Genomic DNA, 19,640 nt, shown 5'->3' with positions numbered 1-19,640 from the left:
AAACGCGCCCGAGCGCCCGGCCGCTTGCCACAGGCGCCTTCGCGCGCATCGGCGAGCCGACGCCGCCTGTTTTCGAGAGAACGCAGCATCCAGCCGACGACATCCATTCCCCGTGCAACGCCAACTGACGCTCGACCTCGGCACCCCGCCGCCCGCCACCTTCGACAATTTCTTCGCCGCCGGCAACCACGAACTGGTCACGCGGTTGCGCGAGCTCGAAGGCGCGCTCGCGTCCGGCCCCGTCGCGGATCGCACGTTCTATGTCTGGGGCGAGCCCGGCAGCGGGCGCAGTCATCTGCTGCACGCGCTCGTTCATGAGGCGGGCAGCCGGGCGCGTTACTTGAGCCCGCAGAGCGCGTTGCACGCGTTCGGCTTCGATCCGCAGGTCGCGCTGTATGCCGTCGACGACTGCGACCGCCTCTCGCCCGCGCAGCAGATCGCGCTCTTCAATCTGTTTAACGAAGTGCGCGCGTATCCGGCGAGCGCGCTCGTCGCCACCGGCAACGCCGCGCCGATGACGCTCGCCGTGCGCGAAGACTTGCGCACGCGTCTCGGCTGGGGCCTCGTCTTCCATCTGCTGCCGCTTTCTGACGAAGCGAAGGCGTCGGTTCTCAAGCACGCGGCGCACGAGCGCGGCATCGTGCTGGCGGAAGACGTCCCCGCCTATCTGCTCACGCACTTCCGCCGCGACATGCCGAGCCTGATGGCGCTTTTCGACGATCTCGACCGCTTCTCGCTCGAACAGAAGCGCAGAGTCACGCGCGCGCTCTTGCGCTCGATGCTCTCGCAAAGCGGGCGCGTGACGCCGCTCGTGGCGGTGTCGCCGGATACGCCGCAGGACGCGGACGACGAGCACCGCGCCGCCCCGCCTGCCGGCGCGCCCGACGCCGACGCCGCACCGGACAACGTTCCCACCCGCTTCAAGTAGAATGCGCTCCCATGAACCTTGCCCTCTTCGATCTCGACCACACGCTCATTCCCACCGACAGCGACCACGAATGGGGCCGCTTCATGGTGAAGCTCGGCATCGTCGACGCGACAGAATTCACGCGTCAGAACGACGCCTTCTACGCCGACTACAAGGCGGGCGTGCTCGACATCAACGCTTACCTGCACGCGATGCTCGCGCCGCTCGCGAAGTACTCGCGTGAGCAGCTCGCCGACTGGCACGCGCAGTTCATGCACGAGGTCATCAATCCGCGCATCGTGCCGGCCGCGGTCACGCTCGTGCGCGAGCATCAGGACAACGGCGATCTGTGCTGCCTGGTGACCGCGACGAACGCGTTCATCACCGCGCCCATCGCGGAAGCGTTCGGCATCGACACGCTGATTGCATGCGAAGTCGAAACCGTCGGCGATCATCCGCAAGGCGCGTTTACCGGCAGGCCGCGCGGCACGCCGAGTTATCGCGAGGGCAAGATCGTGCGCGTGGAGGAATGGCTCGCGTCGCTCGGCAAGACGCTCGGCGACTTCAAGCGCAGCTATTTCTACAGCGACTCGCATAACGACATCCCGCTGCTCGAGCGCGTCACGGACCCCATCGCCACCAATCCGGACGACACCCTGCGCGCGCATGCGCAAGCCAAAGGCTGGCGCATCCTGAACCTCTTCGATACACGTGATTAAAAAACTCATCCGCAAGCTGTTCGGACAAGAGAGCGCCGCATCCAGCGAAGGCGCCTCGAACGACACGCCGGGCGCATCCGCTGACGACATTCAAGCCGCCGAAGCCGCTGAAGCAAAAGCCGCCCGCAAAAGCACGCGTGCCCCGCGCAAGAAAGCCGCCGCGCCGGTCAAGCGCGACCCGAATGTGCCGGTGATACTGTCGTCGGACATTCACGGCATCGATCCGTCGCTCATCTCGAAGAACGCCATCCGCGTGACCGAAGGCTTGCAGCAGGCGGGTCATCGCGCGTTCATCGTCGGCGGCGCGGTGCGGGATCTGCTGCTCGGCGTCGCGCCGAAAGATTTCGACGTCGCCACCGACGCCACGCCCGATCAGGTGCAGCGGCTCTTTCGCCGCGCGCGCATCATCGGGCGGCGGTTCCAAATCGTCCACGTGCAGTTCGGACAGGAGATCATCGAGACGTCCACGTTCCGCGCGCTCGTCGACGCGCCGCCGGAACCCGTCGCCGAAGCGCCGCGACGCTACCGGCGCGGCGAGCTCGACATGCGAACGCACGCGGTGGACGCGAGCGGCCGCGTGCTGCGCGACAACGTGTGGGGCGAGCAGCATGAAGACGCCACGCGCCGCGACTTCACCATCAACGCGATGTACTACGATCCGGCCACGCAAACCGTGCTGGATTATCACGACGGCATGGCCGACATTCGCGCGCGCCTCTTGCGCATGATCGGCGATCCGGCCACGCGTTATCGCGAAGACCCGGTGCGCATGCTGCGCGTCGTGCGCTTCGCGGCGAAGCTCGGCTTCGAGATCGACGAAGCGACGCGCGCGCCGATCAAGGAACTCGCCGATCTGATGGACAACGTGCCGGCCGCGCGTCTCTTCGACGAGATGCTGAAGCTGCTGCTGTCCGGCCACGCGCTCGCGTGTCTCACGCGCTTGCGTCAGGAAGGGCTGCATCACGGTGTGCTGCCGCTGCTCGATGTCGTGCTGGAACAGCCGCACGGCGAGAAGTTCGTGACGCTCGCGCTCACGAGCACCGACGAGCGCGTGCGCGCGGGCAAGCCCGTTTCGCCGAGCTTCCTGTTCGCCACGCTCTTGTGGCACGACGTGCAGACGCGCTGGCAGAAGTACACCGCCGCGGGCGATTATCCGGTGCCGGCGCTGAACCGCGCGATGGACGATGTGCTCGACATGCAGACGGAAAAACTCGCCATTCACAAGCGTTATTCCGCCGACATGCGCGAGATCTGGGGCTTGCAGCATCGGCTGGAAAAGCGCGGCCGCAGCGCGATGAAGCTGCTCGAACACCAGCGGTTCCGTGCGGGTTATGATTTCCTGCTGCTGCGTTGCGAGTCGGGCGAGCTGGATGCGGCCATCGGCCAATGGTGGACCGATTTCATCGAGGGTGATAACGCGACGCGCGAAGCCCTGCTCTCGCAAGGCGGCAAGGAGCGTGCAGCGCCGAAGAAGCGTCGCCGGCGCAGCAATGCGAAACGCAAGGCTGCCGAGGGCGGCGAGAGCGGCGCAAGCACTGCGGCCGATGGCGAGCCCGAGTCCGACCGCTCCGACCGCATTGCGAACGAAGCCGGCGCGCCCCGAAATATCGAAGGCGCGGACAACGAATAAAGCCGGTTTTCGCTAAAGTAGCGGATAACGGTTAGCACCCGGGCAATGTGCCGGCGTTTCGATGTGTTTGGATGCCTCGCCGCTTCGCCCGGGACCTACGCGTAGGACTTCTGCCATGACGATTGCTTATCTCGGCCTCGGAGCGAATCTCGGCGATGCGCGCCAAACGCTGAAAGACGCAGTCGTGTGTCTCGCGCAGCAGCACACGATCACCGTGCTCGCCAAGTCGAGCCTGTATCGCACGGCGCCCATCGACGCATCCGGCGACGATTACTTCAATTGCGTCGTGAAGCTCGAAACGACGCTGCCCGCGCGTGCGCTGCTGCGCCTGTGCCATGTCATCGAAGAACAGTTCGGGCGCGAGCGGCCGTATCGCAATGCGCCGCGCACGCTCGACCTCGATATCCTCCTGTACGGCGCGTTCAGCATCGACGACATGGATCTCGTCGTGCCGCATCCGCGCATGACCGAGCGCGCGTTCGTGCTCGTGCCGCTCATCGAACTCGAACCCGATCTCATCATCCCGCAACGCGGCCGCGCCGACGCGTTCGTCGCGAACGTCGCCGATCAGCGCATCGAGAAAGTCGCCCTGTGCCAGTGCGCGGCGCCCGCCGCGCAGCCGGCAGCGGCAAAAGCTTCCAGCGCCTCCACCGTCTCCACTAAAGCCAATTGCCGATGAGCAATCCGCCTCTCACCGTCACGGCGCCGCAGTTGCGGCCGCCGCATCGTTATATCGCGATCGAAGGGCCGATCGGCGTCGGCAAGACGACGCTCGCCACGCGGCTCGCCGAACGCTGGTCCATGCGCACGCTGTTCGAGCGCCCGCAGGACAACCCGTTCCTCGAGCGTTTCTATCGCGACACGACGCGGCACGCGCTCTCGACGCAACTGAGTTTCGCGTTGCAGCGCGTCGCGCAAACGCGGGAAGTGGCGGACATGCTCACGCAGAACACGCCGCTCATCGCCGACTTTCTCACGCAGAAGAGCGATCTGTTCGCGCGGCTTACGCTGCCTGACGACGAGTTCAACCTGTACCGCGATATCGCCTCGCGCATCGGCGCGAGCGCGCCTGCGCCGGATCTCGTCGTGTATTTGCAGGCGAGCCCGGAAGTGCTGTTCTCGCGCATTCAGAAACGCGCGCTGCCGATGGAGCTGCAAATCTCCGACTCGTATCTGCGCGCGCTCGCCGACGCCTACAACGACTTCTTCTACCACTACGACGCGACGCCGCTGCTCACGGTGAACGCGGAGCATCTGAATCCCGTCGCATCGGACGACGATCTCGAACTGCTCGTCGAGCGGATCGAGACCATGCGCGGGCGCAAGGAATTCTTTGTCAAAGGCGTCTCGGTGTGAGCTTGCGTCTCATGCTCGCGCGCCATTTCAACTGAAATCATCATGACGTATCTGCAGGAAACCAGCCGCTCGACGATCACCGTTCCGAAGCTGCAAGCCATGCGCGAGGCGGGCCAGCGCATCGCTATGCTCACGTGCTACGACGCCAGCTTCGCCGCATTGCTCGATCGCGCGGGCGTCGATGTCATGCTGATCGGCGATTCGCTCGGCAATGTCCTGCAAGGCCACAGCACGACGTTGCCGGTGACGCTGGACGACATCGCGTATCACACGGCATCCGTTGCGCGCGGCAACAAGAGCGCGCTGATCGTCGCGGACATGCCGTTCGGCACCATCGGATCGCGCGAAGAAGCGTATGCGAATGCCGTGAAGCTGATGCGCGCGGGCGCGCACATGGTGAAGCTCGAAGGCGGCGAGTGGCTCGCGGATACCGTGCGCTTTCTCGTGGAGCGTTCGATTCCGGTATGCGGCCACGTCGGGCTCACGCCGCAGTCGGTGCACGCGTTCGGCGGCTTCAAGGTGCAGGGCAAGTCCGAAGCGGCCGCGGAACAGATGCGCCGCGACGCGCTCGCGCTTCAGCAAGCGGGCGCGCAACTGCTCGTGATCGAAGCGGTGCCGACGCTCGTCGCGCGCGAGGTCACGCAACAACTTGCAATTCCGACCATCGGCATCGGCGCGGGCATCGACTGTTCGGGACAAGTGCTCGTGCTGCACGACATGCTCGGAATTTTCCCCGGCAAGCGGCCGCGCTTCGTCAAGGATTTCATGCAAGGTCAGCCGAGCATTTTCGCGGCGGTCGAAGCCTACGTGAACGCGGTGAAGGACGGCAGCTTCCCCGGTCCCGAGCACACGTTCTGATCGTCTTAGTTTTGCGCCGTACCGCCCGGCCGTTTGCGCTGTCACGAACAGACTGGACGGGCGAGGTTCTTGCACACTAAGCTGAACACCTCAGCCCGAAGCGAGAACGACCATGTGGCACGTCCTTCCCGATGAAACCGTCCGCGCGCAGCTTGCTGTCGGCGCGTTCGTGGCGCTCGGCGTGGCGCGCGTGATCGCGGCGGTGCTGGGCGCGCAGCATGGCTGGCGCATCTCGATGGTGACGCGCGGTTTCATCGTGCTCGCGGTGGCGTTGTGCTTGCCGCAGATCCTCGACGTGCTCTTCGTCGCCGATTCGCATACCGCTTTTGTCGAGCTTCAGGGCAAAGCGGCCGGATGCGCGCTCGCGCTGTTTTGCGCGCCTATCGTGAGCCACAAGCTCGGTTACGAGTGAGACGGCGCTCAGTCCGCTGGACCCGCTTAACCCGCTCAACCGCCCATCGCGAAACCCGGCAAGCTGTGCGACAGCACCGACGCCGCCACGAATACGCCCACCATCAGCACCGCTTCGACGCGCATCAGGTTGATGACCGTATGCGCGTCCGTCGTCGATGCCGTACGTTGCAGGCGCGGTAGCGCCGACCAGCGGTTGAGCGCGCCGAGCAAGAGCGCCGCCGCGACGAACGCGAGTTTCACGATCAACGCGTGACCCCAGCCGCTTTGCGTCAGCGCCTCTGCCGATCCGCCGGTGCCGCGCCATGCGTTGAAGAGACCCGTCGCGATGACGACCGCCACCGCGACCGTCGCCACGCTCGACATGCGCGCGACGACGCGCAGTAGCGCCGCGCGCGCAGTCGATGCGTCGAGCGCCGGCAAGACGCCCGCGCCCGCGATGACGACGCCACCCCACACGCCTGTCGCGAGCAAATGCAGCAATTGCACGCCCTCCGCGATGGAGAACGCGCCCGCATCGGCGGCATGGCCGATCGCCGCTTTCCCCGATGCCGCGATCAACGCGCCGAGCACGGCGACGGCCAGGCGGGCGGGACCCAATGGACGGCTCGTCGCCATGGCGAGCGCGAGCAACACGCCGCCCGCAACCGACACCGCCCAGCCGATGCCCGCGTGCGTCGCGCTCGCGACGAGCCAGAGCGACGAACCGGCATCGAGAATGGATGTGCCGCTCATCGCGGCCGACTCCAGCCACAGCGAAACGAAGCCGCACAGCACGAACGCGAGCGCCCCCGCGATGCCGATACGCGATGCGCGCCGCCCGCCGCGCTGCGCCGGCGACACCGCCGCTGCCACGCGTTCGCGATGGAGCCACGCGCTGAGCAGCGCCCCGCCGAGCGCGCACGCGAACGCCACATCTGACAGCGCGGCGAACACCATCTGCAAAAAGGACAACGAATCGCCGGTCATGATGCGGCGGCCATCGAGGCGTGAACGGGAATTGCTGTGAGGAGATCCGGGCGGGTCATCAGTGCGTCGGCAAGAAAGCGGCTCGCGAAGTCTAAACGAACGCACGCAAACCGGAGCGCGCATTGCATCGGACGCTACGAACTTCGGCGCGACGCGATGGTGCTTGTGTCGACTCTTTGTTGATAAGCAATGAATTCAATGCAATGTCAAAGTTCTTGTCTGTCGCGCGGCATATTGTCGCGATTCCGCCTCAGAGCGCCCGAGAAGTTGTGTCAAATAGTCACCATCAGGCATCGATGATAGAATTCCGCGTCGCATCAGAGGCTCATCGAGCCGCTGTGGCTGTGGTCCGCCACCCTCCGCCACCCTACGCGTGGCCGTGGTTCGCCACCTTCGCACCGAGCCGCACGAAGCTCGGCAGGTCCCCGAATTTCATGGAGTGTCGCGTGTTTTCAAGACGCATTTTCCGTCCGCTGCTCGCCTTGGCACTGATCGGCAGCGCCGGCGTTCTCAGCGCGGGCCAGGCGCTTGCCCAGGCGCAAAACCAGCCTATCGCGCCGGATACCATGGCAGCCCGCGTGCAAGGCTGCACCGCATGTCACGGCGTGCACGGCGAAGGCACGGACAATGACTACTTCCCGCGTCTTGCCGGCAAGCCCGCCGACTATCTGTACAACCAGCTCCAGAACTTCCGCGAAGGGCGGCGCAAGTACCCGCCGATGAACTACCTCGTCACGTATCTCTCGGACGACTACCTTCATCAGATCGCGAATTACTTCTCGCAGCAGCGTCCGCCGTATCCGCCGCCCGCGAAGACGAACGTGTCGGGCACGACGCTCGCGCGCGGCTCGCAGATCGTGCTGAACGGCGATCCGTCGAAGAACATTCCCGCCTGCGCGGCGTGTCACGGCAAGGCGCTGACCGGCATGCAGCCGGCCATCCCGGGTCTCGTCGGCCTGCATTCGGACTACATCAGCGCGCAGGTCGGCGCATGGAAGTCGGGCACGCGCCACGCGAAGGCGCCCGACTGCATGCAGCAGATCGCTTCGCGCCTGTCGGATGACGACGTGACCGCCGTCGCCGCATGGCTCTCCACGCAAACCGCACCCGCCAACCCGGTGCCCGCGCCCGCTGGCTCGTTGAAGATGCCGCTCGTCTGCGGCAGCGAACCGCAATAAGGCGTCTGGAGCGACAACACAATGAAACGCAAGTCCCTGTTCGCACTTTCCTCGGCTGTCGTGGTGGCAGCCGTCGCAGCCGGCGCCGTCCTCTGGTCGGGCGGCGACAACCTCCATTCGGGCGGCGCGGTCGCGGCGACTCCGGCGGATCAGGCCGCGCTCGTCAAGCACGGCGAATATCTCGCCCGCGCCGGCGACTGTATCGCGTGCCACACGGTGCGCGGTGGCAAGCAGTTCGCGGGCGGCCTGCCCATGGCGACGCCCTTCGGCACCATGTTCACGCCGAACATCACGCCGGACGACAAGTACGGCATCGGCAAGTGGACATCCGACGACTTCTATCGCGCGATGCACACCGGCCGCTCGAAGGACGGCAGCCTGCTCTACCCCGGCTTCCCGTTCACGAGCTACACCAAGGTGACGCGCGCCGACTCCGACGCGATCTACGCCTACCTGCGTTCGGTTCCGCCGGTGTCCGAGCCGAGCCGTCCGCATGAACTGCGCTTTCCGTTCAACAACCGCAATCTGCTGATCGGCTGGCGCACGCTGTTCTTCAGCGAAGGCGAGTACAAGCCGGACCCGACCAAATCGGTCGAATGGAACCGCGGCGCGTATCTCGTCGAAGGTCTGGGTCACTGCGGCATGTGCCATACGTCGATCAACGCGATGGGCGGCCCGGTCAACTCCGCAGCGTTCGCGGGCGGCCTGATTCCGCTGCAGAACTGGTACGCGCCGTCGCTCACGTCGAACAAGGAAGCCGGTCTCGGCGACTGGGACATCAAGGACATCAACGACCTGCTGAAGAGCGGCGTGTCGCAGCGTGGCGCGGTGTTCGGCCCGATGGCCGAAGTGGTCCACAACAGCCTGCAGTACATGACCGACGCGGACATCAACGCGATCTCGACGTATCTCAAGTCGATCCCGCAGAAGAAGGAAGCGCCGGAACCGCTGCAACTGGAAACGTCCGAGAAGTTCGGCGGCGAGCTGCTGACCATGGGCAAGAAGGTCTACACCGAGAACTGCGCGAAGTGTCACGCGGAGAACGGTCTCGGCAAGCCGCCCGCTTACCCGCCGCTCGCGAACAATCAGTCGATCCAGATGCCGTCGGCCGTCAACCCGATCCGCATGACGCTCAACGGCGGCTATCCGCCGAGCACGGACGGCAATCCGATGCCGCACGGCATGCCGCCGTTCGCGCAGTCGCTGTCGGATACGGAAGTGGCCGCGGTCGTGACGTACATCCGTATGTCGTGGGGCAACCACGGCACGCCGGTGTCGCCGCAACAGGTGAGCAACCTGCGTTCGGCGCCGCTCGACTGACATTCGCGCGAGACAGCGTACAATACGCACGGGGCGCAGCCTTCATGTTGGGGCTGCGCCTTTTGTCTTTGGTGGACCAGTCATGCACGCAGGCGAGCGTTTCAACAGCATCAGCCATCTGATCGGCGTCGTTTTGTCCGTCGCGGGACTCGCGACGCTCGTGACGATGGGCGCGCTCCATGGCGACGCCTACAAGGTCGTGAGCTTCGCGATTTACGGCGCCATGCTGTGCACGCTGTACCTGATCTCGACGCTGTACCACTGTGCGCGCACGCCGCGCATGAAAGCGGTCTTGCAAAAGTGCGACCACTCGGCCATCTACTTGTTGATAGCCGGCAGCTACACACCCTATACACTGGTGACCTTGCGCGGCCCGTGGGGCTGGTCGCTGTTTGGCGTGAGCTGGGGGCTTGCTGTGCTCGGCATCACGCAGGAACTCACGCTCGGGCGAAGAACCCGCAGCGTTTCGATGGTGCTGTACGTGTTGATGGGCTGGCTCGCGCTCGTAGCCGTTCATCCGCTCTTGACGGCGCTGCCGCCCGCAGGCACTGCGTGGCTGGTGGCAGGCGGTCTGATCTACACCGCCGGCATCTGGTTTTTCATCAACGACGAGCGCATCCGGCACGGCCACGGTATCTGGCATCTGTTCGTGCTGGCGGGCAGTCTGTGTCAGTTCGTGAGCGTCGCGCGCTATGTCGCGTGAGCCTTGAACGGGGCAAAGCGCCCGCATCGCGAAGCAACGCGATGCAACTTACAGCCAGCCGGCGTGTCTTGATAGCGCGTCGAACCTTGCGGCACAGCCAGGCGGTCCAGGACCGCGCACCAAGGCCGCCGCCCGATTCATCGCGAGCGTCGTACATCATCGCCGCTGTTGCCAGCCGCCTGCACGCCGTTCGCCACAACGATTCGAACATCTATTTATGTCTTTTGATTCACTCGGTCTGTCAGAACCTCTCCTTCGCGCAGTCAACGAACTCGGCTACACGAATCCCACTCCGATCCAGCTTCAGGCCATTCCGGCCGTCCTGAAAGGCGGCGACCTGCTCGCCGGCGCGCAAACCGGCACCGGCAAGACGGCGGGCTTCACGCTGCCCATCCTGCAACGTCTCTCGCAAATGGCACCGGCCGCGGCCGGCAGCAAGCGCCCGGTGCGCGCGCTGATTCTCACGCCGACGCGCGAACTCGCGGCGCAGGTCGAAGAAAGCGTGCGCGCGTATGGCAAGTATCTGAAGCTGCGCTCGACCGTGATGTTTGGCGGCGTCGGCATCAATCCGCAGATCGACGCGCTGCGCCGTGGCGTGGATATTGTCGTCGCGACGCCGGGCCGTCTGCTCGATCACATGCAGCAGAAGACGATCGACGTTTCGCAGCTCGAAATTCTCGTGCTCGACGAAGCCGACCGCATGCTCGACATGGGCTTCATCCACGACATCAAGCGCGTGCTCGCGCGTCTGCCGCAGAAGCGCCAAAACCTGCTGTTCTCGGCCACGTTCTCCGACGAGATCAAGGCGCTCGCCGACAGCCTGCTCGATTCGCCCGCGCTGATCGAAGTCGCGCGCCGCAACACGACGGCCGAGCGCATCGAACAGAAGATCCATCCGGTCGACCGTGATCGCAAGCGCGAGCTGCTCACGCATCTGATTCGCCAGCACGACTGGTTTCAGGTGCTCGTCTTCACGCGCACGAAGCACGGCGCGAACCGTCTTGCCGAGCAACTGACGAAGGACGGCATCAGCGCGCTCGCCATTCACGGCAACAAGAGCCAGTCCGCGCGCACGCGGGCGCTCGCCGAATTCAAGGATCAGACGCTGCAGGTGCTCGTCGCGACCGATATCGCGGCGCGCGGCATCGACATCGACCAGTTGCCGCACGTGGTCAACTTCGACCTGCCGAACGTGCCGGAAGACTACGTGCACCGCATCGGCCGCACGGGTCGCGCGGGCGCGGAAGGCGAAGCGGTGTCGCTCGTGTGCGTCGACGAACTGCAATTGCTGAAGGACATCGAGCGCCTCATCAAGCGGCCGATTCCGCAGGAAGTGATTGCCGGGTTCGAGCCGGACCCGAACGCGAAACCAGAGCCGATTCAGCGCCGCAGTCAGGGTCGCGGCGGTCCGCGCGAAGGTGGCCGCGCGCATGGCGGATCGCAGGATCAGGCGCGCGCCCCGAAAGCGGGCAACGGCGCCGGTCAGGGTCAGCGCGACGGCCGCGGCTCGAAGCCGGCCAACGCTAAACCGGCCGGCCACGGCAACGCGGGCGTCAAGCCGGCGCCCCGCCGTCCCGAAGCCGCGCACGCAGCCGGCCACGCTCCGGCCCCGCGCGCCAAAGCCGGCAATCCCGGCGCGCTGCTCGGCGGCAAGTCGCGCAACGACAACGGCGGCGCGCGCCGCGACGGCATGCGCACCGGCGGACGCGGGCGCTGAGCGTCGGCGACGTCATGTTGAAAGCGAGCCGCCAACGCGAGCGGCTCGCGAAAGAAGCAACAAGCAATCAGGCAGCGGCGCTCGCCGCTTGCTTCAGCCAGTCCAGTTGCTCGCGCCAGCGCGCGATGACCTGCTCGGTGTCCGTCAGTTCGAACGTGATGCCGCCTGTCAGCCGCGCGTACGGCACGCGCTGAATCTCCCCACTTTCAATCGTCCCGACGAAGCACGCGAGCGGCACGTCGTCGAGCGCGACGCGGCGCGCGTCGATCTGCACCTGATGGAACGCCTCGTCGAAGACGAAAGCGAGCGTTGCGCTCGCGCTCGACGCGATTGCCCGCGCCGTACGCGACGACGGCCACAGCGCGAAGCACAGCGTGCGCGCGTCCGGGGCGAGCAGTTCGCCCGCGCTCAACAAGGCGGTGCGAATGCGCCCGCCGTCGTCCACGGCGGACAGCGACGCCGTGAAGCCGCTCGGCGCGCCCGTCAGCGTACCGTCGAACAACGCGCGCAGATCGGAGGGCCATTCGTCGAAGATGGTCTGCAAAGACAGCGCCTTCGCTGCGGTCGAGTCGGTCATTGACGTAGGCTCGTTGCGTGAAACAGCATGCGCCGCCGCACGCATCTGGCGTTAGCGGAAGAAGAGTTGCGTGATTTTCGCGAGCGGATAGTGCACGCCCGGCTGGATACGCGCGGGCAAATCGAGCGGCTTCAAGAGCATCTTAATACACTGATCAGCCGACAAATTTCTCCGAACCAACGCATTGACCTGCGCGAAGAGTTCGCGATTGTAGGTCGAATCCTTGACGCGCTCCGGGTATCGAATGGCGAAGACGTGTCGCAGCGCGATCTCCGAGTCCTCGCTTTTCAGCTCGGCCACGCGACGCACCAGCGCGCCGAGCACCGCCAGCCGGCCATTGCCTTCGATCTTGTTCCACTTCTTGAAGAAGCGGAAGAAATGCTTGTAGTGACGCACTTCGTCGACCCGGATGTTATCCGTGATCTCCTTGAGCACCGGCTCGTCTGAACATTCGTTGATGGCGCGATACAGCGTGGCCGTTCCCGTCTCGATGACGCAGCGCGCCACCATCTCCAGCGCGCGCTTCTTTTCGAACTGCTCGTAGGAACAGGTCAGCGAATATTCGGCGAAGAAGTTCTTGAACGCCGTGTCCCAGTCGAACTCCGGCCAGACGTGGTTGATGTACGTCTTGAGCGCGCGGCCGTGCTGCATCTCCTCGGGCTCCCACTCGTTATTGAGCCACGCCGCGATTTCCGGATCGTCGCGAAAGTAGGTGCTGAGGTTGCTCGTATAGAGATCCGTGCCGCTCTCGATGAACGAGCAGGCACACAGCAACAAAAGAAGATGTTCGTTGGACGCCGCCTTCTGTCGGTCGATCCGATTCAGATCGATATCTTCGATGCGCCACGGCATCACGTGGGTGCTATCTGTATGCATGTATCGCGCTCCCTGGCTGAACTGAACGCGCCACCGGCCAAAAAAGACGGTCGAGGTTCATACGACGCTGCGACGTTGTCCCAGCGTCTTCGAATCAAAGTGTTAGCGGCTTGTGCTTTTTCATCTTAGCCGTCCTGCAACGAGTTTGCAGACATGGGGACAGACTTGCGCCGCGCTGCGCGGTTCCATGCGCGGTTTGCCTTGCGTCAATTTTCTACGTCTCGATGCGCGGCTTGGGTGGCGCAGCTTGAAGCAGGAAGCGTGCCGCCCGCGATGGATGCGCGAGGCGCGTCAAAAAGCACAACGGCGGCGAAGCCGCCGTCGTAAGCTAGTTCACAGGAAGCAGATGCTATGCAGCGTGTCGCGCGCCGCCGCGCATGCGCCAGGCGACGATCGCAAGCGAGACGCCCGACAACACCGCCGCGAGCAGCACGTAGTAGCTCGGCGCGAGCTTGTCGCCGGTGACGTGGATGAACGCCTCGACGATGGTCGGCGCGAATCCGCCGAAGAGCGTCACGCCGAGCGCATAGCCGATGGACAAGCCCGTCGAGCGCACGCGCGTGGGAAAGATCTCCGACATCAGCGCGGGCATGGGACCGGAATACGCGGCTTTCAGGATGCCTGCTGCCGACTGAAGCACGACGAGCGAGAGAACCGTCGGCGAAGCTTGCAGCCATGCGAACATCGGATAGATGGCAACGCCCATGACGACGGAGGTGCCGAGCATGATGCGAATGCGCCCGAGCCGGTCGGACAGCGCGCCCATGATCGGCGAGAAGATGAACTGCAGCCCACCGTTGAGCACGACCACGGCGAACGACGCCGTGGCGGGCAGATGCAGTTGCTTGACGGCATACATCGGCATGTAGAGTTGCAGCACATACACGCCGACCGTCGATTGCGCGACGATACCGACCGCGAGCAGCAGATTGATCCACTGATTCGAGAACGAGACGCCCGGCGCGCGAGCGTCGGTGCGCGCCGGCCGGGACGCCAGGAACTCCGGCGTTTCGTCGAGGTGCGAGCGGATGTAATAGCCGACGGGCCCGATGAGCAGGCCGAACACGAACGGAATGCGCCAGCCCCACGACTCGAGTTGCGGTTGCGGCAGCCACGCGGTCAAGAGCGAGCCGAACGCGGCGGCCATGATCGCGGCAAGCCCCTGACTCGCGAACTGCCAGCTCGCGTAGCAGCCGCGACGCGCTTCGCTATGCTCGACCATGAACGCCGTCGCGCTACCAAACTCACCGCCTACCGCGAAGCCCTGAATCAGCCGCGCGAGCAGGATCAGAAGCGGCGCCGCGATGCCGATGTGCTGATACGACGGCATTGCCGCCATGGTCAGCGTGCCGATCATCATCAGCAGAATGGCGAGCGTCAGCGCGGCCTTGCGGCCGTTGCGATCGGCGTAGATGCCGAGCACGATCGCGCCCAGCGGACGCATCAGGAACGAGATGCCGAAGGTGCCGATGGCGAGCATCGTCGAAAGCCATTCGTCGTGCGATGGGAAGAACGCCTTCGCGATGATCGCCGCGAAATAGCCGTAGACGAGAAAATCGAACCATTCGAGCGCATTGCCGACCGACGACGAAAAAACGATGCGGCGAACCATCGCCTTCGACAGCGTGGCGGCCGGCGGATGCGAAATGTCGGCGCCATGGGCAACGGCCGGGCGGCCTGCCAGCGGTGTTTCGTGCACCGCTTCGTTCAAAGTCTTTCCGTGTTGCGTCATCTCGTGCTCTCGGCTCAATACAGCAATGCGCGGACGTGCGCCACCGTTCGCACGGCGCTTGGCGCAGTGCGAAGGCGAAAACTCATGGAAGGCCGGCTGTCTGCGTGAACGCAGGCAGCCGTATCGTTGCTAGAAGCCGGCAGCGAGACCGTCGCGGCGGCTGTCGCTCGCTGCGACGTAACCGCGGTCGGGATCGTCGCGGTCCAGCTTCCAGATGTATTGACCCGAGCCGAAGTCCATGTACGGATCGTCGATGGACTTGATCGTATGGCCCATGCCCTCGAGCGCGCGAGCCGTCTCGAGATCGAGCGTAGCTTCGATGTCGATGGTGAAATCGCGGTTCACCTTCCAGCGCGGCGCGTCGCAAGCCGCCTGCGGCTGCTGACCGTAGTCGAGCATTCGCACGATCGACTGCAGATGCCCTTGCGGCTGCATGTCGCCGCCCATGACGCCGAAGCTCATCACCGCTTCGCGTCGGCCGCCGACGTCCTGCGTGAGGAATGCCGGGATGATCGTATGGAACGGGCGCTTGCCGCCCTCGACGACGTTCGCCGATTCCGGGTCCATCGAGAAGCCGCAGCCACGGTTCTGCAGCGAGATGCCGGTATTCGGCACGACCACGCCCGAGCCGAAGCCCATGTAGTTCGACTGGATGAAGCTCACCATCATGCCGCGCTCGTCGGCCACCGACATATAGATCGTGCCGCCCGCCTTCGGCATGCCGAAGTCGAACTGCGTGGCTCGCGCCGGGTCGATAAGCTTCGCGCGCTCCGTGAGGTAGGCGTCGTCGAGCATCTGCTCCGGCGTGACTTCCATCGAGCGCGGATCGGCGACGTAGCGATAGACGTCGGCGAACGCGAGCTTCATGGCTTCGATTTGCAGATGCTGCGACTCGATACGATCGACCGTCAGCGCGCTGACATCGAACTTGTCGAGAATGCCGAGCGCGATGAGCGCCGCGATACCCTGCCCGTTCGGCGGAATCTCGTGGACGGTGTAGCCGCGATAATCCTTGCTGATCGGCTCGACCCACTCCGCGCGATAGTTCCGCAGGTCGTCCAGCGTCATCGCGCCGCCGCCCTCGCGTGCGAACGCCGCAATGCGTTCGGCGACTTCGCCCTCGTAGAACGCGCGTGGGCCGTGTTCCGCGAGCGCGCGTAACGTATTGGCGTGACCCGGCATGCGCACGAGCTCGCTGACTTCGGGGGCGCGGCCGTGCGGCATGAACACATCCGCAAAGCCGGGTTGATCTTTCATTTCAGGGACAGCCGCCGCCCACTTGTACGCGACGATGCTCGCCACCGCATGACCGCGCTCCGCGATTCCGATGGCCGGCTCCATCAGATCGGCAAAGGGCAGCGACCCGAACTTCGCATGCAATGCTTCCCATCCGGCGATGACGCCCGGGACCGTCACGGTGTCCCATCCGCGCTTGGGCTGGCGTGCCAGGCCGTTTTCTTCGCCATATTTGCGGCGGAAATAGTCGACGTTCCATGCCGCCGGGGCCACGCCCGACGCGTTCAGCCCGTGCAGCTTGCTGCCGTCCCACACCAGCGCGAAAGCATCGCCGCCCAGACCGTTCGATACCGGTTCCACGATAGTGATGGCCGCCGCGGCCGCGATGGCCGCGTCGACGGCATTGCCGCCTTTCCACAGCATGCGCAGACCGGCTTGCGCGGCGAGCGGATGCGAGGTCGAAACGATGTTCCGCGCGAACACGGGAAGGCGCGGAGTGGGATAAGGGTTCTGCCAATTGAAGCGGTTCATGAATGAAATCCGAGTTACGGGCGGCGATACGCGTGCAAAGCACACTGATAGTTAATCGTTGATGCGGCAAAAGAAGCATATTGCATTGCCACCGTAAGCCGGAACAAATTCATTTATCGTATAGATTAATGAAACGTCAGCATGAGTTCGCGGCGAGCTCTTTCAGTGTGCAGTGCAGCGCAGTCTTCACGTGGATTCTGCAAATCGGCCTCTCTGACCAACCGCTTTCGAAGCCGCCAAAAGTCAAAGCCGAAATTTTCACCGGTATGATTGGCACTCCTCAGACGCTTGCCTACAATCCCAATTCCCGGCAGCGCATTGAAGAAATACACGTGCTGCCCGGCAGTTGCAGTTTTCCCGCGCAACGTTTCGAAGCGAGGAGCCGGTCGCCGCTGGCCGTCTGCGCTTCGGTCGTCATGGAGAACACGATGCTGAGTCCGCACGAATTTGCCACGCTGCTTTTGGTTCAGGAAGCGCCCAACCAGGTCGACATGGAACGCGAGGAACTCGACGCCCTGCTCGAACGCCAGCTCGTCCAGCTCGAACAACTCGCCTCCGGCCGACAGCAATGGCGGCTCACCGCAACCGGCGATTCCACCATCAAGGCCTTCAAGCGGTTCTCGTAGCAGCGCGCGGGACGCGTGCCGCCGGCCGCGTCCCTTCCCCCGAGCTTTATCCCCCTCGCAACGTCGGATCGACGGCCGCTCGCCAACTCAGCGCCTGCGCGCGCTGATCCAGCAGGAAGTTGGCCCACGCGCTCTGCGCTGTCGGACCCGGATTCGCGACATACGCGCGATGCCGTTCCGCGATTCCGGCCTGAAACGCGCAGAAGCGATCTCTCGACAGCGCGCCGCGCCGCTCGGCGACGTACGCGTCGAAGAAGGCCGAGTACACGGACTGCGCGTCGGCGCCCCAATCCGTCGACGCCATCCCGCACATGTCCTGAAGCGCGCCGAAAGACGGCGCGCCGAACGATCCCTCCAGACTAGGCGTCGTTACGCAGCCGGCCAGTACGGCTGCCGCAACCGTGCCCGTCGCGATCCACATTCGCATTGCAGTCACCCATCGCTCGATTGAGCCGCCAGTATCGGACGATCGCCGCGTTGTTGCCACTCGGCCGAATGGCATAGGCCGAATCACGGCGAGCATGGACCGTCCATTTTGCTTATGCCATTCGGCCAGGTTGTCCGCGCGCCGCGCCTCCGATAGATTGCGCATGCGGACTTCGCATGGCGGATGCCCGCTCAACCTCGGAGATGACCATGCAGGATCAAATCGTCCTCGCGCTCGACCAGGGCACGACGAGCTCGCGCGCCATGCTGTTCGACAGGAGCGGGAACATCGTGTCCGTCGCTCAGAAGGAGTTCCAGCAGATCTATCCCCGTGCCGGCTGGGTCGAGCACGATCCGCAGGAAATCTGGTCGACTCAGGCGGGCGTCGCGGCCGAAGCCGTGACGCGCGCGGGGCTGAGCGCATCGTCGATCGCGGCTTTGGGTATCACCAATCAGCGCGAGACCACCATCGTCTGGGATCGCGAGACCGGCAAGCCGGTGTACAACGCGATCGTCTGGCAGGACCGCCGCACCGCCGCGCTCTGCGATGAATTCAAGGCGCGCGGCCTCGAGCCGATGGTCCGCGCCAAAACCGGCCTGCCTATCGACGCCTATTTCTCCGCAACGAAAATCCGCTGGATTCTCGATAACGTCGAAGGCGCGCGGGACAAAGCCAGGCAAGGGCGGCTCGCGTTCGGAACCGTGGATAGCTGGCTCGTCTGGAACTTCACGCGCCGGGGCATGCACATCACGGACATCACGAACGCGTCGCGCACCATGCTCTTCGACATACACGCGCGCCGCTGGGACGACGAGCTGCTCGACGCCTTCGACATTCCGCGTAGCATGCTTCCCGAAGTGCGCGCGTCATCCGAAGTGTACGGAACCACGCACGGCAGTTTTCTCGCCGCCGAAATCCCGATCGCGTCCATCGCGGGGGACCAGCACGCCGCGCTCTTCGGCCAGATGTGCACGGAAAGCGGCATGGTGAAGAACACGTACGGCACGGGCTGCTTTCTCGTCATGAATACGGGCGACAAACCGATCGAGTCGCGCAACAACCTGGTGACGACAGTTGCGTGGCAGATCGGGGATCGCGTCGACTATGCGCTCGAGGGCAGCATCTTTATCGCCGGCGCAGTCGTGCAATGGCTGCGCGACGGACTCGGGCTCATCCGAAGCGCGAGCGAGGTCGAAGCGCTTGCGCGCGCCGTGCCCGACAGCGACGGCGTGTATCTCGTCCCCGCCTTCGCCGGGCTTGGCGCGCCGCACTGGAACGCGCGTGCGCGCGGAACGTTGTTCGGCGTCACGCGCGGCACAACGTCGAGCCACATTGCGCGGGCGGCGCTCGAATCCATCGCGTATCAGTCGCTCGACGTGTTGCGAGCCATGGAAGCCGACTCGGGCATGCCCATCGCGCAGTTGCGTGTGGACGGGGGCGCGTGCGCCAACGACTTGCTGATGCAGTTTCAGGCCGACATGCTAGGCGTCGATACGGTGCGGCCGCGCGTCGCGGAAACCACCGCGCTAGGCGCAGCCTATCTCGCCGGACTCGCGGTGGGCTACTGGAAAGACCTTGGCGAACTGAAAGCGCAATGGCAGTTGGACAGGCGGTTCACACCGTCGATGCCGGCGTCCGACGTCGAACCGCGTCTTGCCGGATGGCGGCGAGCGGTCGCCGCAGCGAAGGCCTGGGCGGATGCCTGATGCAAGCCGACCGCCTAACCGCAGCCCGGCACCACTCAACGGGCTGGCGAGCGTCGCAAGGCGCTGCGGGCTATAATATGCGGCTAACGTCAAGCGAAAGTAGCGCAGTTTCGCGCAAAAACCGCTCAATTCCATCCGTTCTCAATACGCCCCCAGGTTAA

Annotated in this window: 19 protein-coding genes; 13 read left to right on the top strand and 6 right to left on the bottom strand. The window is 64.7% G+C overall.

Going from position 1 to position 19,640, the window contains the following annotated elements; translation table 11 throughout:
* The first annotated feature begins 112 nt into the window (after positions 1-112).
* The 7 genes from hda (at position 113) to HWX53_RS03965 (ending at position 5,882) form a co-directional block, all read left to right on the top strand.
* Positions 113-928, top strand: coding sequence for a DnaA regulatory inactivator Hda (gene hda, locus HWX53_RS03995; protein ID WP_175939535.1), 816 nt, complete (start codon positions 113-115; stop codon positions 926-928).
* Positions 929-939: 11 nt separating this feature from the next.
* Positions 940-1,626: an HAD family hydrolase gene (locus HWX53_RS03990; RefSeq protein ID WP_175939534.1), complete on the top strand. Its 687-nt coding sequence runs from the start codon at positions 940-942 to the stop codon at positions 1,624-1,626.
* On the top strand, positions 1,619-3,256 hold the full coding sequence (gene pcnB / locus HWX53_RS03985) for a polynucleotide adenylyltransferase PcnB (RefSeq protein ID WP_175939533.1): 1,638 nt from the start codon (positions 1,619-1,621) through the stop codon (positions 3,254-3,256). Before HWX53_RS03990 ends, pcnB begins: the two co-directional genes overlap by 8 nt.
* Positions 3,257-3,371: 115 nt before the next feature.
* Positions 3,372-3,935, top strand: a complete 564-nt coding sequence (gene folK, locus HWX53_RS03980; protein WP_175939532.1) for a 2-amino-4-hydroxy-6-hydroxymethyldihydropteridine diphosphokinase — start codon at positions 3,372-3,374, stop codon at positions 3,933-3,935.
* A complete protein-coding gene (locus tag HWX53_RS03975) occupies positions 3,932-4,612 on the top strand; it encodes a deoxynucleoside kinase (protein WP_175939531.1) in 681 nt (226 codons plus the stop codon). The genes folK and HWX53_RS03975 overlap by 4 nt, the downstream gene beginning before the upstream one ends.
* A gap of 42 nt (positions 4,613-4,654) precedes the next feature.
* Entirely contained in the window at positions 4,655-5,470 is an 816-nt protein-coding gene (gene panB, locus HWX53_RS03970; protein WP_175939530.1) for a 3-methyl-2-oxobutanoate hydroxymethyltransferase, read from the top strand.
* Between the two features lie 112 nt (positions 5,471-5,582).
* Positions 5,583-5,882, top strand: coding sequence for a hypothetical protein (locus HWX53_RS03965; protein WP_175939529.1), 300 nt, complete (start codon positions 5,583-5,585; stop codon positions 5,880-5,882).
* A gap of 35 nt (positions 5,883-5,917) precedes the next feature.
* Here the strand turns inward: HWX53_RS03965 and HWX53_RS03960 are convergent, their stop codons facing one another.
* Positions 5,918-6,850 (bottom strand): CopD family protein, encoded by a 933-nt coding sequence (locus tag HWX53_RS03960; protein ID WP_175939528.1) that lies wholly within the window; start codon positions 6,848-6,850, stop codon positions 5,918-5,920.
* Between the two features lie 434 nt (positions 6,851-7,284).
* On the opposite strand from HWX53_RS03960, the gene HWX53_RS03955 reads away from it, so the two are divergent.
* The 4 genes from HWX53_RS03955 to HWX53_RS03940 all read left to right on the top strand — a co-directional run bounded on the left by HWX53_RS03955 (position 7,285) and on the right by HWX53_RS03940 (position 11,768).
* Entirely contained in the window at positions 7,285-8,028 is a 744-nt protein-coding gene (locus HWX53_RS03955; RefSeq protein WP_175940592.1) for a c-type cytochrome, read from the top strand.
* Positions 8,029-8,049: 21 nt separating this feature from the next.
* Entirely contained in the window at positions 8,050-9,348 is a 1,299-nt protein-coding gene (locus HWX53_RS03950) for a cytochrome c (RefSeq protein ID WP_175939527.1), read from the top strand.
* Positions 9,349-9,430: 82 nt separating this feature from the next.
* Positions 9,431-10,051 carry a hemolysin III family protein gene (locus HWX53_RS03945; RefSeq protein WP_175939526.1) on the top strand — a complete coding sequence of 207 codons (621 nt, stop codon included), beginning with the start codon at positions 9,431-9,433 and terminating at the stop codon, positions 10,049-10,051.
* A gap of 217 nt (positions 10,052-10,268) precedes the next feature.
* Positions 10,269-11,768 (top strand): DEAD/DEAH box helicase, encoded by a 1,500-nt coding sequence (locus HWX53_RS03940; RefSeq protein WP_175939525.1) that lies wholly within the window; start codon positions 10,269-10,271, stop codon positions 11,766-11,768.
* A 67-nt stretch (positions 11,769-11,835) separates the two neighbouring features.
* Here HWX53_RS03940 and HWX53_RS03935 read toward each other — a convergent pair whose 3' ends face one another.
* From HWX53_RS03935 to ggt, 4 genes are all read right to left on the bottom strand, one after another.
* Positions 11,836-12,345 carry a hypothetical protein gene (locus HWX53_RS03935; protein WP_175939524.1) on the bottom strand — a complete coding sequence of 170 codons (510 nt, stop codon included), beginning with the start codon at positions 12,343-12,345 and terminating at the stop codon, positions 11,836-11,838.
* 51 nt (positions 12,346-12,396) lie between these two features.
* A complete protein-coding gene (locus HWX53_RS03930; RefSeq protein ID WP_175939523.1) occupies positions 12,397-13,221 on the bottom strand; it encodes a ferritin-like domain-containing protein in 825 nt (274 codons plus the stop codon).
* 349 nt (positions 13,222-13,570) lie between these two features.
* Complete coding sequence (locus HWX53_RS03925) at positions 13,571-14,833, bottom strand: MFS transporter (protein WP_244140040.1); 1,263 nt, start codon at positions 14,831-14,833, stop codon at positions 13,571-13,573.
* 249 nt (positions 14,834-15,082) lie between these two features.
* On the bottom strand, positions 15,083-16,720 hold the full coding sequence (gene ggt, locus HWX53_RS03920; protein ID WP_175939522.1) for a gamma-glutamyltransferase: 1,638 nt from the start codon (positions 16,718-16,720) through the stop codon (positions 15,083-15,085).
* A 428-nt stretch (positions 16,721-17,148) separates the two neighbouring features.
* Between ggt and HWX53_RS03915 the strand changes: the two genes are divergently transcribed.
* Positions 17,149-17,346: a hypothetical protein gene (locus HWX53_RS03915; protein WP_175940590.1), complete on the top strand. Its 198-nt coding sequence runs from the start codon at positions 17,149-17,151 to the stop codon at positions 17,344-17,346.
* Between the two features lie 46 nt (positions 17,347-17,392).
* Here the strand turns inward: HWX53_RS03915 and HWX53_RS03910 are convergent, their stop codons facing one another.
* On the bottom strand, positions 17,393-17,773 hold the full coding sequence (locus HWX53_RS03910) for a hypothetical protein (protein WP_175940589.1): 381 nt from the start codon (positions 17,771-17,773) through the stop codon (positions 17,393-17,395).
* A 209-nt stretch (positions 17,774-17,982) separates the two neighbouring features.
* On the opposite strand from HWX53_RS03910, the gene glpK reads away from it, so the two are divergent.
* Positions 17,983-19,479, top strand: coding sequence for a glycerol kinase GlpK (glpK, locus tag HWX53_RS03905; RefSeq protein ID WP_175939521.1), 1,497 nt, complete (start codon positions 17,983-17,985; stop codon positions 19,477-19,479).
* Positions 19,480-19,640 lie beyond the last annotated feature (161 nt).

The organism is Caballeronia sp. BCC1704 (assembly GCF_902833455.1).
Classification (GTDB): Bacteria; Pseudomonadota; Gammaproteobacteria; order Burkholderiales; family Burkholderiaceae; genus Caballeronia.
This window is presented reverse-complemented; position numbering and strand designations above follow the sequence as displayed.